Genomic DNA, 15,728 nt, shown 5'->3' with positions numbered 1-15,728 from the left:
AAAGCCGCATTGAAAACATATTTTCGCTTACTAAGCTATGCCGTTTCGATCCGTAAGTATGTTTTTCCATACTTCGGATTTTCCTTACTAGCGAGTTTGTTTGGCATTCTAAATTTTACCTTGCTGATTCCTCTTTTGAATGTTTTGTTCAATCAGTCAGCTCCGGAAAACATGCAGATTTACCGTGTGCTACCCGCTTTTTCGCTAACGCCTTCTTATTTCTCTTTCGTGTTCAATCACTATTTTTATGGTGCTTTGGAGAATTTTGGTCGAATTGGAGCGCTGCAATATGCCTGCGGAGCTATTTTGGTTTCAGTGATTTTGGCGAATTTTTTCCGTTATTTCTCTCAACGAGTTCTCAAAAGGGTGGAAGCGGATACCATTTTTTCGTTACGCCAAGCCGTTTTTGAACGTGCCATCCGTTTAGATTTAAGCTATTTCACAGAGCAGAAAAAAGGAAACTTAATGTCTCGTCTGACCACCGATGTGCAAGAAGTGGAAAATAGTATAGGTCGCGCATTTACTGCCACGTTTAAAGAGCTATTTACTTTGATTTTGTTCTTTGTTTTTCTGGCAAGTATGTCCATTAAATTAACCTTGTTTTCTCTGATTATATTACCACTCTCAGGTTCAGTTATAGCCACCATTTCGCGAAGATTACGACGTGCAGCATCAGAGGTACAACAGCACTTAAGTGGAATCATTAGTTTATTAGATGAGACATTTGGGGCGATGCGTGTGGTGAAGGCATTTCGGGCGGAGAGAATGATGGATGCCCGCTTTAGAGCTGGCAATGATCGGTACCGACATTCACTTTTGAAGATGGTTTTTCGGCAAGAATTAACGTCACCTACCTCTGAAACTTTAGGGGTATTCGTTCTGACAGGCATTTTGTTGTACGGAGGTAGTTTGGTAATCAGTGGAGAAGGTGAATTGTCAGCTTCCACCTTTATTGCCTTTATTGCTACTTTTTCTCAGGTCATGCGTCCTGCTAAATCCATTGCCGATGCTTTTAGCGGCATTCAACGTGGAATGGCTTCTGCAGATCGCATTATTGAAATCCTAGATACACCATCAGAAATTGTAGCGGAAGAGCCTATCACTGCCGTGAAAGAATTTAAAGATAAGATCTCCTTTGATAATGTTGGTTTTGAATATGTGAAAGGTCGCTCAATCCTTCAAAAAATTAGTTTTGATATTCCAAGAGGTAAGACGATTGCCCTAGTGGGAACTTCAGGAGGCGGAAAGTCTACACTTGCGGATTTACTGCCCCGCTTTTACGATACTTCAACGGGGAAAATTACGTTAGATGGAGTGAACTTGAAGAACATTCCTTTGGACGACTTAAGAGGCTTAATGGGTATTGTAACCCAGGAATCTGTCTTATTTAACGATACCATTTTCAATAACATCGCCTTTGGGACGGAAGCCTCGTTAGAAGAAGTGAAAGCGGCAGCGAAAATCGCGAATGCGCATGATTTTATTGTTGCGAATCCGGAGGGATATGAAACGGTGATAGGGGATCGAGGGTCTAAATTATCAGGTGGCCAAAGACAGCGCATCTCCATCGCCCGCGCCGTTCTCAAAAATCCACCTATTTTAATTTTAGACGAAGCGACTAGTGCATTAGATAATGAATCCGAAAAACTTGTACAAGAAGCACTAAATCATTTGATGGAGAACCGCACCGTGCTAGTGATAGCCCATCGCTTATCTACAATTCAACATGCGGATCAGATTTTAGTCGTCCAAAAAGGCGAAATCATCGAACGCGGCACCCATGAAGAATTGTTGAAGAACAAGAAAGGGGCCTACGCGGTTTTGGCACAAGGCATTACAGCCTAATTTTTACACATTTTATTAGCTTATCCGTTCGCAAAAAAGTAATTTTGCTACCGTTTTTATATACAAATATTCGTTTCTAGATACCATGTCACAAGCACAATTAGCCCAAAGAATTCAAGCATTAGAAGAATCATCTACGTTAGGGATGACCAAAAAAGCGCGTGAATTAGCAGCCCAAGGTCACAAAGTAATCAGTCTTTCTGTAGGAGAGCCAGATTTTAAAACACCTGCTCACATCTGTGAGGCAGCGAAAAAGGCGATTGATGATGGTTTCCACGGGTACTCACCCGTAGCTGGTTATCCTGACTTGCGCATGGCAATTGCGAATAAATTAAAGCGTGATAACAACTTGGAGTGGGGTTCTGAAAACATCGTCGTGAGCACCGGGGCAAAACACTCCTTAGCAAACGCGATTGCAGCTTTAATTAACCCAGGCGACGAAGTAATCATCTTCTCTCCTTATTGGGTTTCTTACTCAGAGATGGTGAAACTTGCAGAAGGAACTTCGGTCATCGTACAAGGTGCTTTTGATAACAATTTCAAAGTGACTCCAGAGCAATTCGAAGCAGCCATCACGCCTAAAACGAAGATGGTGATGTTCGCATCTCCTAACAATCCGACTGGATCGGTTTACACAGAATCAGAATTACGTGATATCGCGAACGTGGTAGCGCGTCATGAAAATATTTATGTCCTAGCGGATGAAATTTACGAGTACATCAACTTCACGCAAGGTGGTCACTTCTCGATCGGTTCTATTCCAGAAATCAAAGAGCGCGTTATCACGGTAAACGGGGTAGCGAAAGGCCATGCGATGACTGGTTGGAGAATTGGATTTATTGCTGCAGCGAAATGGATCGCAGACGGTATCGAAAAATTACAAGGTCAAGTGACTTCAGGGACGAACTCTATCGCTCAAAAAGCGGCAGTGGCTGCCTTTAACGGAGGCTTGGATCATGCTTACGAAATGAAAGCGGCCTACGATCGCCGCCGTAAATTAGTAGTAGAGAAATTACGCGAGATCCCAGGTTTCAAAGTGAATATGCCAGAAGGCGCATTCTATGCCTTCCCAGATATTTCTTATTACTTCGGTAAATCAGATGGTACTACCATGATCAATGATTCAGATGATTTCTGTTCTTGGTTATTAGCAGATTCGTTTGTTGCTACCGTGGCTGGTTCAGGTTTCGGTGCACCAGATTGTATGCGTATTTCAACTGCTGCAGCTGATGAGCAACTAGTAGAAGCTTGCGATCGCATCAAAGCGGCCGTGGCTAAATTAAAATAAGATGGGAATTGCGTCCATACTTATCTTCCTTGTAGGCTATTTAGCTATTGCTTTCGAGCATCCTTTGAAGATAAATAAGACAGCCTCTGCATTAGTTACAGGCGTTTTAGTGTGGACCATGTATGCGATTTCAACAGGTTCAACTACGGAATTAGGTCATCACTTAGCTTCGACTTCGGAGATTTTGTTCTTCCTGTTAGGTGCGATGACCCTGGTGGAATTAGTGGATGCCCATCAAGGATTTTATTTCGTTTCGAGATTGATTAAAACAGATAAGGTGATTAAGCTGCTTTGGATAGTGGGTTTGATCACCTTCTTTATGTCCGCTGTATTGGACAATTTGACCACTGCGATTGTGATGGTCACCTTGTTACGGAAGTTGATAAGCAATAAGGAAACCCGCAAGTATTTTGTCGGTATAGTAGTTATCGCCGCGAATGCTGGTGGTGCTTGGTCGCCCATTGGTGATGTCACGACTACAATGTTGTGGATAGGTGGCCAAATATCAGCCTTAGGAATCATCCAGGTCTTATTCTTACCTGCTTTAGTCTCCTTAGTGGTGCCTTTAGGCATGGCATCCTATGTCTTGAAAAACCAGACGATCGGTCAGCCGCTTGGCACTGAGCAATTAACATCACAAGAGCAAAGAGATGGAAAAATCATGCTTTTCGCTGGCGCAGGTTCCTTATTAGGCGTTCCTGTATTTAAGTCTCTCACCCATTTGCCCCCTTATATGGGTATTTTGTTGGCCTTGGGATTGGTTTGGATTTTGTCTGAACTATTGCATTCAGAAAAGGACGAAGCAGCTAAAAAACACTTAAGTGTGGGATACGCACTAACTAAAATAGATACGTCTAGCATTCTCTTTTTCTTAGGAATACTTTTAGCCATAGGAGGTTTAGAATCTTTTGGTTATCTACATGCACTTTCAGATCAGTTAGCTCAAACTTTAGGTAACCAAAACCTAATTGTCACCATCATAGGTTTAGCTTCTGCGGTGGTAGATAATGTACCGTTAGTCGCGGCTACAATGGGGATGTATTCGTTAACCGATTTTCCTATGGATCACGCGATGTGGGAATACCTCGCTTTCTGTGCTGGAACGGGTGGTAGTATCCTGATTATTGGTTCTGCGGCAGGTGTTGCCGTGATGGGAATGGAGAAAATCGAATTTGGCTGGTACCTGAAAAAAATAGGCTTTCTTGCCTTAGTGGGGTATTTCGCAGGTGCAGGACTCTATTTACTTTTGCATTAAAAACCAACAGTCACACTCGCACCGTAATACGCTGGTGATACTTGAGGAGTCAAGGTAAATCGATTCAGTTTTTGCCAATGAGTACGCACTTTCGGGTATAAAATATAGGCTAATTCTGCCGAAGCAATACCTATCGCGGATCCCATCAACACGTCTGTTACCCAATGTTTATTATTCGCGATGCGTAAAGCGCCAGTGGCAGCTGCAAGCGTATACCCAGCAATGACCAATTCAGGATGGGTATCCATGTACTCATGTGCTAAAACGGTCGCCCCGAAAAAGGCAGTCGCGGTATGTCCAGAGGAAAAAGTTTTTGCAGATCCATCGGGTCTTGGTTCTGTGATGGCCGCTTTTAATCCATACGTAGTTGCCGCATAAATTCCCGTCCCAATAAGAAAAACCCCTGCCTGATCAAAAGCAGCCTCCGTACTTTTAAATTTGGCAATATTCAAGCCCACATACAGGGCAGCAGGACCATATTGAATATATCCATCTAAAGGCGTTAATTTTCCAGGCGCCACTATGTTTGATTGAATCTGCTTTGCAAATGGGTTGTAGGTAATGCCACTAGCAATTCCCAAGGCTAGTGGTGTCATCCATTTTTTTACGGAAGGTTTTTCAGCCTGAGCTGTCAAAGAAATCAAACAAAGTAAGGCGAGAACTCTCATTATTTTTCAGCTAAAAGGCTCTGAACAGTTTGCTCAAAATCTGAGATCCAATCCGCATAATATTTTCCGGTACCAGGTCCTGAGAAACCGGTATGAATCTCTCTCACGATTCCCTTTCTATCAATGATAAAAGTGGTTGGATAGCCGTTCATTTTACTCAGCATCGGTAGCACTTGCGCAATGGTTTTATCCTCTGCCGTGCCTGCAAATAGGAGGGGATAACTGATACCGATTTTCTTTTGGAAATTATTGATTTTCGGACCTGAAATCGCCAAATCTGCCGAATTTTCAAAAGCAAGACCTATCACTTCTACTCCTTTATCCTTGTATTTATTGTAAAAGGGAGACAAATACCTGGATTCATCCAAACAGTTTGGGCACCAAGATCCCATTAATTCAATAACGACCACTTTATTCTTGAAGCGCTCATCTTGTAAACTAATTAACTCACCTGATGTGGTGGGTAATTTGAAATCGATTCGATCGTAACCAGGTTTTAGGAAGCTTAATTTCTTCAGATCAGGTAAGGCTGCATTTGGATCAAATGTCGCTTCCACTGTTCTTACCACACTTAATCCAGAAGTATATCGGCCAGTAAAATGCGTTCCGTTTACTTTTGCTCTTAACATGTTGACACCACTACCATCGAAATAGCTTAGAAATAAACTGTCACCACTGACATTTCCTTGTAAAAACCGGTAATCGCCAGAGGTACGCAAAAAAGTCCCGGTCACCTTGTTTCCTATTTGTTCGAAGACTCCCACGCCAGGGCTGTGATTTGTGGCATCACTAAAGAAATCTGCCATCCATTTGCCGCTTACCTTTACACTGGAAGGTTTTAGGTTTGTAAATCTGTCTGTCTCGCCAGCAAGTGCAGAAATGGCCAGGCGATAAGCCGTTTTGCCATTTCTTTTTTTGACGAAAAACCCGCTCATCTCAGTCGTTTTTGTTACCCTAAATACAAGTTCAGCGTCGTACAGGTCGAATGGAATGACAAGAGAATCAGCTCTAAAATACGATTCACCAAGAGTAGATTTTTCGGCTCCATTGATCAATTTGATATCTAGATTACCGGATTTAGAGCCGGCATTTATTTCGAAATGTATCGGTAGAGCTCCTCCATGTGTAGAAATTTCTGCTCGCCAAATTCCTGAAACAGGCACCTGAGCAAGGCTCAATAAGGGGGCAAATAAGAGTGTAAACAAAGTCTTTTTCATACAAGAATATAAATGGCGTTTGGGCAAAGATACGCGTTCGAAACTTGCCACAAAAAAAACGGGTACAAATTCGCAAATTGGTGGCATAGCCGAGGGATAATTTGTATTTTTGTTTTCGTCCAAAATTATGCCAGAAAACACCTACCATACCTCCGTCATGTTGCCTGAATGCATCGATGGTTTACACATAAATCCTTCGGGAACCTATGTGGATGTGACCTTTGGAGGAGGCGGGCATTCGAAAGCTATTTTAGCGAAGCTGGGTCCGGAAGGCAGGTTATTTTCTTTTGATCAAGATCCGGATGCCTGGGAGCAAGCAGAAAAGATCGATGATGATCGCTTAACGCTAATCACGGCAAATTTTCGCTACTTAGAAAAATATTTACGCTTACATCGCGTTAAACAGGTGGATGGAATTTTAGCGGATTTTGGGGTGTCATCCTTTCAATTGGACGCCCCTGAAAGAGGATTTTCAATTCGTTTTGATGGGCCTTTGGACATGCGGATGGGTCCCTCGGCATCCATGACTGCTGCAGAATTATTGAATACATATTCTGCGGAGGAATTACAGCGCATTTTGGGAATGTATGGGGAAGTGAAGAATGCCCGAACTTTGGCCCAAGCTATTATTCAAGCCCGGACCAGAAAAGCCCTAGAGACCACGCAGGAATTTAAAGAAATTTTGAATAAATTAGCTCCTAAACACCGGGAGTTTAAATACTTCGCTCAGGTCTTTCAGGCGATTCGAATTGAAGTGAATCAAGAGCTAGCCGTCATCGAAGAATTTTTAGTACAGTCCCCGGCGGTTTTGAAGCCAGAAGGCAGATTAGTCATCATGTCGTTTCACTCGTTAGAGGATCGTTTGGTGAAGAATTTTATCAAAGCCGGAAATGTGCAAGGGAAAGAGGATAAGGATTTGTACGGGGTGGTACACCGCCCCTTGGAGTCTGTGATTCGCAAACCAATCACCGCCTCTGAAGAAGAATTGAAATTAAACCCGCGCTCAAGAAGCGCTAAACTACGAATAGCGTCTAAATTATAATATGGCAACACCGATCGAACCAAAGGAGGAAGGGGCTAAGCGAATTTCATCACCTAAAAAAGAGGGGATCTTTGATTCCATCTTCAATATCGATTATTTCACGGGCGGTGAGCTGCCAGTCATGTGGGTGAAAAGAATTGCTTTCGTAGCCTTTTTGACCCTCGTAAATATCTATTATTCGATGTTAGCGGATGGTAAACTACATCAAATACAGAAGGAAAAAAGTGCGTTAGAAGAGGATCGAGCTGATTATACAACGCAAAAAGCGGAGTACATGAAGGTAAGTAAGCAAAGTAATTTGGAAGAAACCTTAAGACGTTATCAAATAGGTGTAAGCACGATTCCTCCTACTAAAATCATCATTAAAGTAGACAAAGATAAGTAATGGCTAAAGAGAAAAGACCTAATATTCGGGGCTTAATTACAAGACGTTTTTACACGTTTTTTATTATCATTTTGGCTGTTTTCTTGTACCTGCTATTCAGTTTGTATAAGGTGGTTGTTTTGAAAGGACCCAGATTTCGGTCGGAGGCAATGGCTACCTATGTAAAGAAGCGAAAAATCGAGGCGACCCGAGGAAATATCTACTCAGATGATGGTAGTTTATTGTCTACTACTTTGCCTAAATATCGTTTAGGGATGGACCCGTCTGTATTGACAGGGAACGCGAAAGCAGATGAGTTTTACAAGCAGCACATTGATGGTCTAGCTGCGGCGCTTTCTAATTTCTTTAAAGATCGCACAGCAGATGAATACAAGGAAAAAATAGCGGCAGCCAGACGCAGTGGTCGAACGTATTTGCTCTTGAATAATCGCCTATTGGATTACCAAGAAAAGAAGAAGGTATTGAGTTTCCCATTGTTTAAGGATGCGAAAACATCGAATCAATCGGGGGTTGTTTTTGATAAAATTAATGTGCGTTACGCACCCTTTGGCCAAATGGCATATAGAACTGTTGGATACTTAAAAGATTTGCGTGATAAAGGCCGTGTTGGAATTGAAAATAGTTTTGATAAAGAATTAAGGGGAGAATTTGGAGAGGGCATGTATGAGAAAATGGATAATAATACCTGGCGTCCAGAGCCTGGCGATGAGCCTAAGCTGCCGGTGGCTGGCGTGGACTTGCACTCTACGATAGACATAAATATCCAAGAGATAGTGGAATCTGCCCTTTTAAATGGGATGAAAATCTTTAAGGGAAATTACGCTGTGGCGATCGTGATGGAGACCTCGACAGGTAAAATTAAGGCCTTGTCGAATATTGCGGCTAATCCCCTTTCGCCCACCGGATATTCTGAAACCTATAATTATGCATTATTAGAGGCACGCGACCCTGGATCGGTATTTAAATTGCCTTCCATTATGGCGGTATTAGAGGAAAAGAATTACCCACTGACTAAGATGGTGAACACAGGTGATGGTAAATTTCGTTTGTACAATGGGGTCATGTCAGACTCCCACCCATTAGGTACGATATCGTTAGAGCAAGTGATTACAAGTTCCTCTAATGTGGGAACGATGAAGCTGGTTCAGGAGGCTTTTGGTACATCGAATAATGAGAAGTTTTACAATTACTTGAAGAAATACCATTTGATTGAATCCTTGGACTTTCAGTTGAAGCCTAGTCGAAAACCCGTTTTCCCTGTACCTTCTAAATGGGATGGATTGCAGTTATTGTGGTCTTCAGTAGGCTATTCGACTCAATATACTCCATTACAAATTTTAGCTTTTTATAATGCTATTGCGAACAATGGGTATTGGATTCAGCCTATTGTGGTAAGTAAGGCTACTCGGGGTGATGAAGTGGTAACAGATTTTACTGCTTCACAAATTCGTGACTCGAAGCCTTTATGTTCGCCGGAGACCTTACAGAAATTGAAAATTATGTTAGAGGGTGTTGTGACGAAAGGAACAGCTAACAATATTAAGGGTTCGGTTTATGGCATCGCTGGTAAAACAGGTACTGCTCAAAGAACGGTTACGGGAGCCAAAGGCTATCGAAAAGGAAATTACTACACCACCTTTGCGGGCTATTTCCCAGTGAAGAATCCTAAGTATACCATGATTATCGCCGTGGATGAGCCTAAGGGAAGTGCAGAGGGAACGTATGCACGCCAAGTAACAGCCCCTGTATTTAAGGAGATTTCTGACCGAATTTATTTGCGCGACATGAAATTGCAGCAAACACTACGGGGTTATTTGCCTGATTCATTGAATAAAAACAAATTAGCACATACCATCCATCCAGGCGATCAAAACATCTTATTCTCCCGATTAGGCCTACCTAAAGTGGAAGAAAATGGACAGTGGTTGAACTTTAATTTGGAGAAGAAAACGGTGAAAAATCAAGCGATCACCATGACTCCTAAGACGGTTCCTAATGTGGTGGGGATGAATTTACGCGATGCCTTGTTTGCGTTAGAAAATAAGGGTTTGAAGGTTCGGGCGAATGGTTTTGGGACGGTAACGAATCAATCTATTCCTGCCGGCTCTGCCGCTGCAAAAAACAGTTTAGTCTTTATACAATTGCATTAATATGGCTCAAATCTCTTTATTTCCAGGTGTTGACATTGAGAATTTGTGCTTTGATTCCCGGAAAGCAACTGCCGGTTCCGTATTTTTTGCCATTCCTGGAACGCAGGTGGATGGTCATTCTTTTTTGCCTCAAGTATATGAGCAAGGCTGCACCTTTTGGGTGGTAGAAAAACGACCATCAAATGTCCCATCAGATGTACAATGTGTTCAAGTTGCTGATTCAAATGAGGCTTTAGCGGAGGCAGCGGCTGAGTTTTTTGGTCATCCTTCGAAGAAATTAAAGTTAGTGGGGATAACGGGTACCAATGGAAAAACGACCACCGTTACCTTATTATTTGAATTGTTTAAGCGTTTGGGTCATCGGTGTGGATTGATTTCGACGGTGGTAAATAAGATTGAAGACAAGGTCATTCCTTCGACGCACACGACGCCGGATGCCTTGAGTTTAAATGCCTTGCTTGCGGATATGGTTTCGGCGGGTTGTAGTCATGCCTTTATGGAGGTGAGTTCTCATGCGGTAGTTCAGAAACGTATTCATGGTGTGCAATTTTCAGGTGCCATTTTCTCGAATATTACCCGCGATCATTTAGATTTCCACGAGACTTTTGACGAATACATTAAGGCCAAAAAAGGCTTCTTCGACGCCCTCCCCGCATCTTCCTTCGCGTTAACAAACGTAGATGACAAGCGTGGAATGGTGATGTTACAAAACACGGCAGCAAAGAAATACGGTTTCGGATTATTAAACGCAGCAGACTTTAAGGCGAAGATTATCAGCAACGGCGTGGGCGGTTTGCAATTAGAGATCGACCACCAGCAAGTGCACGCACAGTTAATAGGGACTTTTAACGCTTATAATTTATTGGGAATTTATGCGGCGGCACTCTTATTAGGCGAAGAATCACACGAAGTATTGGTGCAGATTTCGGCCCTTAAAACAGCACCTGGCCGGTTTGAGCAATTAGCGGGATCTCAAAATAAAATGGGGATAGTGGATTATGCCCATACCCCAGATGCTTTAGAAAATGTCTTGAAAACAATTCAAACGATTCGAGATAAATCTCAAAGAATCATTACAGTAGTGGGTTGTGGTGGGAATCGCGACACAGGTAAGCGACCTATTATGGCCGAATTAGCTGCAAAATACAGTGATTCAGTGGTGTTAACCTCTGATAATCCACGCAAGGAAGATCCGGAATTGATTTTAGACCAAATGGAGGTAGGTGTTCCAGTGGAGTTAAAATCCAAGGTGCACCGCGTTTCAGATCGTAAAGACGCAATTTTTTATGCGGTTCGGGAATTAGCAGGTGCAGGAGATATCATTTTAGTGGCAGGGAAAGGCCATGAAAACTACCAAGACATTCAGGGTGTGAAATATGACTTTGATGATAAAATAGTCCTTGGGGAGGCCTTTAGCTGAGTTTGAATTCCCCTCGAATTTTTGCAATTTTATAAATTAAAATCCATTTAGATGCTTTATTACCTCTTTGAATACCTAGACAAGACCTTGAATATTCCGGGCGCCGGTGTTTTTCAATACATCACCTTCCGTGCTTTTGCGGCGATCATTACGTCTTTAGGTATTGCAGCGATTTGGGGTAAATCCGTGATATACCGTTTGCAAAGATTGCAAATCGGAGAAGAAATTCGGGATTTAGGATTAGAAGGCCAAATGGCAAAAAAAGGCACTCCTACGATGGGAGGCTTTATTATTTTGTTGTCATTATTGATTCCTACCTTATTATTTTCGAAGATTACGAATGTGTACATTGTGCTCTTGGTGACTTCAGCTATTTGGTTAGGAGCGGTTGGTTTTGCAGATGATTACATTAAAGTATTCAAGAAAAATAAAGAGGGTTTATCGGGCAAATTTAAGGTGATAGGTCAAATTGGCTTAGGTATCATTGTAGGTTTAACCATGTATTTTAATCAGCACATCAAGGTTCGAGAGTTTGCTACCGATGGCACCTTTATTGATCATAAATCACTGGTAACAACGGTTCCTTTTATGAAGGATAACCAGTTCGATTATAACATGCTATTGCCTAGCTTTATTCCAGATGAATATGTGTGGATAGTATACGTTTTAGTTGTCATTTTCATCATTACGGCCGTTTCAAATGGCGCCAATATCACAGATGGGATTGATGGTTTAGCGGCTGGAACTTCAGTGATTATTGGTATTGCCTTAGCCATCTTAGCGTACGTTTCTGGTAATAAAGTGATTTCACAGTATTTGAATGTGATGTTTATTCCTAACTCAGGGGAGCTCGCCGTTTTTTGTGCTGCTTTTGTGGGGGCCTGTATCGGATTCCTTTGGTATAATGCCTATCCGGCCCAGGTTTTCATGGGCGATACGGGAAGCTTAATGTTAGGTGGAGTAATCGCTACTTTAGCGATTGTTATTCGAAAAGAAATGTTGATTCCGGTCTTATGTGGAATCTTTCTAATAGAAAATATGTCCGTCATTATCCAGGTGGCCTACTTTAAATATACGAAACGCAAATATGGAGAAGGGCGACGCGTCTTTTTGATGTCGCCACTGCACCACCATTTCCAAAAGAAAAATTACCACGAATCGAAAATCGTTATTCGCTTTTTGATCGTCGGAATTATCTTAGCCGTTCTGTCATTAGTCACTTTAAAATTGCGTTAGTCGCAGGTTAGTTTTGAGTCAAATTACGTTATTTCCACGCACGTCTTCTTTTTCGGAGATTATTCCTTTGCCCGCTTCTAAGTCTGAGAGCAACCGGGCCTTAATTATCAATGCCCTTGCGAAAGGATCTTTAGATAATCTCTCGAATTTAGCGGAAGCTCGTGACACCCAAACGATGATTCGTTTGTTGTCCGAGAATGGTGCGGAGGCAGATGTGTTAGATGCGGGAACGACGATGCGCTTCTTAACAGCCTATTATGCGGTGACAGGTACCCCGAAAAAGATGACAGGAACACCGCGGATGTGCGAGCGCCCTATTGGTATTTTAGTGGATGCATTAAGAACGCTGGGAGCTGATATTACCTATTTGAATCAAGAAGGTTATCCTCCGCTACAATTAAATGGTTTTTCATTTCAAGGCAATCGCGAAATCGCCATTCGTGGAGACGTAAGTTCGCAGTTTATTTCGGCAATCTTGATGGTGGCACCCTTGCTGCCTGAAGGTCTGAAATTGCAAATCACGGGTGCTTTAGGATCGAAGCCTTATATCGAGATGACGTTGGCTCAGATGAAGCATTTTGGTATTCAGGCCAAGACGGATTGGGCCAACGGTACGATTGAAATTCCTACTCAAAAATACACTTTGCAGCCTTTTGCCGTGGAATCGGATTGGTCTGGTGCCAGCTATTGGTATTCGATGGTGGCTTTGTCTCCATTCGAAGATAGCTCATTGGAATTGTTGGGCTTGAAAGAAGCTTCCTTGCAAGGGGATTCGGAAATTAAAGCCATTATGGAGCCTTTAGGCGTGAAAAGTACATATACCGGCCGTGGTTATTTGTTGACCAAAATTCCTGCGCAAACTTCATTAGCTTGGGACTTCACTGATTGCCCAGATTTAGCCCAAACCATCTGCGTTGTAGCTGCAGTCAAGAATATTTCCTTGACCTTAACGGGATTAGAGTCCTTGAAAGTGAAGGAAACTGATCGCGTGCTTGCCTTGCAGAATGAATTGAAGAAATTAGGGGCAAGTTTAGTAGAAGTGCAAACTAATCACAAATATGAAGTCCGTGGTGATTTCTCTAGCGTATCGATGATCGAACCCATCGAGACATATGACGATCACCGCATGGCCATGGCTTTTGCTCCGGTAGCCATGCAAAAAGAAATTACCCTATTGGATCCTTCGGTAGTGAATAAAAGCTATCCAAGTTTCTGGAAACATGTTTCAACCTTAATTACATCTAAACTATGAAAAAAGTATTGACCCTGGGCTTAAGCCTACTAGCATTCGCTGGTTTTGCCCAAAAGACCATTTTACACTGCGGTTCTTTGATTGACGTGAAAACGCAAACGGTTTTGAAGAACCGTTCGATTGTAGTGGAAGGAAAGAAAATTGTTGCCGTTTCAGATGGCTTTATGAGTCCTGGAAAAGGAGATGTCGTGATCAATTTGAAAGACAGAACGGTGATGCCGGGCTTGATCGATTCACACGTGCATCTTGAATCAGAAACAAATCCAGGCGCCTATTTAGATCGCTTTGTGAAGAATCCAGGTGATGTGGCTTATCAAGCTTTAGTGTACGCTAAAAGAAATTTGATGGCTGGATTCACAACGGTACGTGATTTAGGAGGCACCCATGTAGTGATTAGTCTTCGTAATGCGATTAACAAAGGTCTGGTTGAAGGTCCACGTATTTTTACGGCGGGTGTTACCATCGGAACTACCGGTGGTCACGCGGATGACACGAATGGAATTAATGAAACATTCAAAAAGGATTTGGGTCCTGAAGATGGTGTGGTGAATGGAGTAGCAGATGCGGCGAAAGCGGTGCGTCAACGCTACAAGGAAGGTTCTGATTTAATTAAAATCACGGCAACTGGCGGTGTATTGAGTTATGCCAAAGATGGTTCAGGAGCCCAATTTACGGATGAAGAAATACGCGCGATCGTTCAAACGGCGAAAGATTACGGGTATAAGGTAGCCGCTCATGCCCATGGAAAAGAAGGTATGAAGCGCGCAATCTTAGGCGGCGTTACCTCTATTGAACATGGAACGTTCATGGACGAAGAGCTAATGGAATTGATGAAAAAGATGGGGACTTATTATGTGCCTACGGTAATTGCCGGACGTTCTTCAGCAGATTCTTCCAAGATTCCGAATTATTACCCAGAAATGGTGGCGAAGAAAGCCGCAGCTATTGGACCAGTTATTCAAGGAACTTTTGCTAAAGCGTACAAGGCTGGGGTGAAGATAGCATTTGGTACTGATGCGGGCGTTTTTGGCCATGGTAAAAATGGCTATGAGTTCGTACTGATGAATGAAGGAGGGATGCCTGTTTTAGAGGCGATTAAATCAGCGACAGTCACTGCAGCAGATTTATTAGGCCAAAGTGATTTGATCGGATCCATCGAAGTAGGAAAGGTGGCAGATATTGTTGCGGTGCCTGGTGACCCTGTGGCAGATGTAAAATTGATGACTAAGGTAAACTTTGTGATGAAAGACGGAAAGGTCTACAAAAACTAGAATTGAATAAACAAAAAAGGGTCGGCTCGCATCTGCAAGCCGACCCTTTTTTTATGTCTTTTATATTCTAGCGCAAGGCTGGAACTTGTTTTTTCAATACTTCAAATGCTCCGAAGAACAATCCAGAGAATAAGAATTGACTAGCAATCGTATTTTTTAAGAAAGGAATACCTGCAGCGTAGCAGTTCATTAATCCTGTGATGTCTTTACTGTAAGCGATTTCAGATCCTGCCCAAACCGCGAAGTTTGAAATGAAGAAGAATCCCATGGCTGCCGCTAAGTTAGTGCCGATGAAACGAGAGGCGCTTGCCGTCGTGTTTGGACCCAATAAAGAGATCAAGGCAAACAATCCCATGTGAACCGCGTCAATTCCGAAGGAGAACCCAGGAAAAAAGGAATCATATAACGTGTTATTCAGGATCAAATTCGATCCCCAAACCGCTAATAAAGTCCAAGCTATCGCTTGCTTGCGATTGTGTAAATACGCCCCAACAAAAAGGGCCATAGATGCCATAGGTGAGAAGTTAGCCCAACCTGGTCCGGCTAAAATCAATAAACGACTCGCAATAGCAAGCAATATAAAAGCGATAATCGTAGAATTTCTTTTTGACATGGTCTTTAATTGGATTCCAACAAGAATATTTTTTCTCGAGGTGTAAATAATTTCCAAAGGTAAAACAAAAGCCGTAATTTTACCCA

The 15,728-nt window shown here is 42.5% G+C and carries 13 protein-coding genes; 10 read left to right on the top strand and 3 right to left on the bottom strand.

From position 1 onward, the window contains the following. Positions 1-9: 9 nt before the first annotated feature. From ACILP5_RS03505 to nhaD, 3 genes are all read left to right on the top strand, one after another. Positions 10-1,845, top strand: coding sequence for an ABC transporter ATP-binding protein (locus tag ACILP5_RS03505; RefSeq protein ID WP_395617274.1), 1,836 nt, complete (start codon positions 10-12; stop codon positions 1,843-1,845). A gap of 85 nt (positions 1,846-1,930) precedes the next feature. Further along, entirely contained in the window at positions 1,931-3,133 is a 1,203-nt protein-coding gene (locus tag ACILP5_RS03500; protein ID WP_395617273.1) for a pyridoxal phosphate-dependent aminotransferase, read from the top strand. Between the two features lies 1 nt (position 3,134). Beyond that, entirely contained in the window at positions 3,135-4,388 is a 1,254-nt protein-coding gene (gene nhaD / locus ACILP5_RS03495; RefSeq protein ID WP_395617272.1) for a sodium:proton antiporter NhaD, read from the top strand. Here nhaD and ACILP5_RS03490 read toward each other — a convergent pair. Then, on the bottom strand, positions 4,385-5,056 hold the full coding sequence (locus ACILP5_RS03490) for a phosphatase PAP2 family protein (protein ID WP_395617271.1): 672 nt from the start codon (positions 5,054-5,056) through the stop codon (positions 4,385-4,387). The genes nhaD and ACILP5_RS03490 overlap by 4 nt on opposite strands. Further along, a complete protein-coding gene (locus ACILP5_RS03485; protein WP_395617270.1) occupies positions 5,056-6,273 on the bottom strand; it encodes a peroxiredoxin family protein in 1,218 nt (405 codons plus the stop codon). The genes ACILP5_RS03490 and ACILP5_RS03485 overlap by 1 nt, the downstream gene beginning before the upstream one ends. A 127-nt stretch (positions 6,274-6,400) precedes the next feature. Here ACILP5_RS03485 and rsmH point away from each other — a divergent pair, with 127 nt between their 5' ends. The 7 genes from rsmH to ACILP5_RS03450 all read left to right on the top strand — a co-directional run bounded on the left by rsmH (position 6,401) and on the right by ACILP5_RS03450 (position 15,029). Continuing rightward, complete coding sequence (gene rsmH, locus ACILP5_RS03480; protein WP_395617269.1) at positions 6,401-7,315, top strand: 16S rRNA (cytosine(1402)-N(4))-methyltransferase RsmH; 915 nt, start codon at positions 6,401-6,403, stop codon at positions 7,313-7,315. A gap of 1 nt (position 7,316) precedes the next feature. Then, a complete protein-coding gene (locus ACILP5_RS03475) occupies positions 7,317-7,700 on the top strand; it encodes an FtsL-like putative cell division protein (protein ID WP_395617268.1) in 384 nt (127 codons plus the stop codon). Positions 7,701-7,849: 149 nt separating this feature from the next. Then, the gene (locus ACILP5_RS03470; protein ID WP_395617267.1) at positions 7,850-9,850 is read left to right on the top strand and encodes a penicillin-binding protein; all 2,001 of its coding nucleotides are present in this window, start codon (positions 7,850-7,852) and stop codon (positions 9,848-9,850) included. A 1-nt stretch (position 9,851) separates the two neighbouring features. Next, entirely contained in the window at positions 9,852-11,270 is a 1,419-nt protein-coding gene (locus ACILP5_RS03465; protein WP_395617266.1) for a UDP-N-acetylmuramoyl-L-alanyl-D-glutamate--2,6-diaminopimelate ligase, read from the top strand. Positions 11,271-11,321: 51 nt separating this feature from the next. Beyond that, entirely contained in the window at positions 11,322-12,506 is a 1,185-nt protein-coding gene (gene mraY, locus ACILP5_RS03460; protein ID WP_395617265.1) for a phospho-N-acetylmuramoyl-pentapeptide-transferase, read from the top strand. Positions 12,507-12,519: 13 nt separating this feature from the next. Further along, positions 12,520-13,758, top strand: a complete 1,239-nt coding sequence (locus ACILP5_RS03455) for a 3-phosphoshikimate 1-carboxyvinyltransferase (protein WP_395617264.1) — start codon at positions 12,520-12,522, stop codon at positions 13,756-13,758. Beyond that, a complete protein-coding gene (locus ACILP5_RS03450) occupies positions 13,755-15,029 on the top strand; it encodes an amidohydrolase family protein (RefSeq protein WP_395617263.1) in 1,275 nt (424 codons plus the stop codon). Before ACILP5_RS03455 ends, ACILP5_RS03450 begins: the two co-directional genes overlap by 4 nt. 67 nt (positions 15,030-15,096) lie before the next feature. Here the strand turns inward: ACILP5_RS03450 and ACILP5_RS03445 are convergent, their stop codons facing one another. Next, a complete protein-coding gene (locus ACILP5_RS03445; RefSeq protein WP_395617262.1) occupies positions 15,097-15,642 on the bottom strand; it encodes a DUF6580 family putative transport protein in 546 nt (181 codons plus the stop codon). Positions 15,643-15,728: the final 86 nt, after the last annotated feature.

The sequence above is a fragment of the Aquirufa sp. genome, from assembly GCF_044239315.1.
Lineage (GTDB): Bacteria > Bacteroidota > Bacteroidia > Cytophagales > Spirosomataceae > Aquirufa.
The sequence above is the reverse complement of the archived record's forward strand: the minus strand, read 5'-3'. Positions and strand labels throughout refer to the sequence as shown.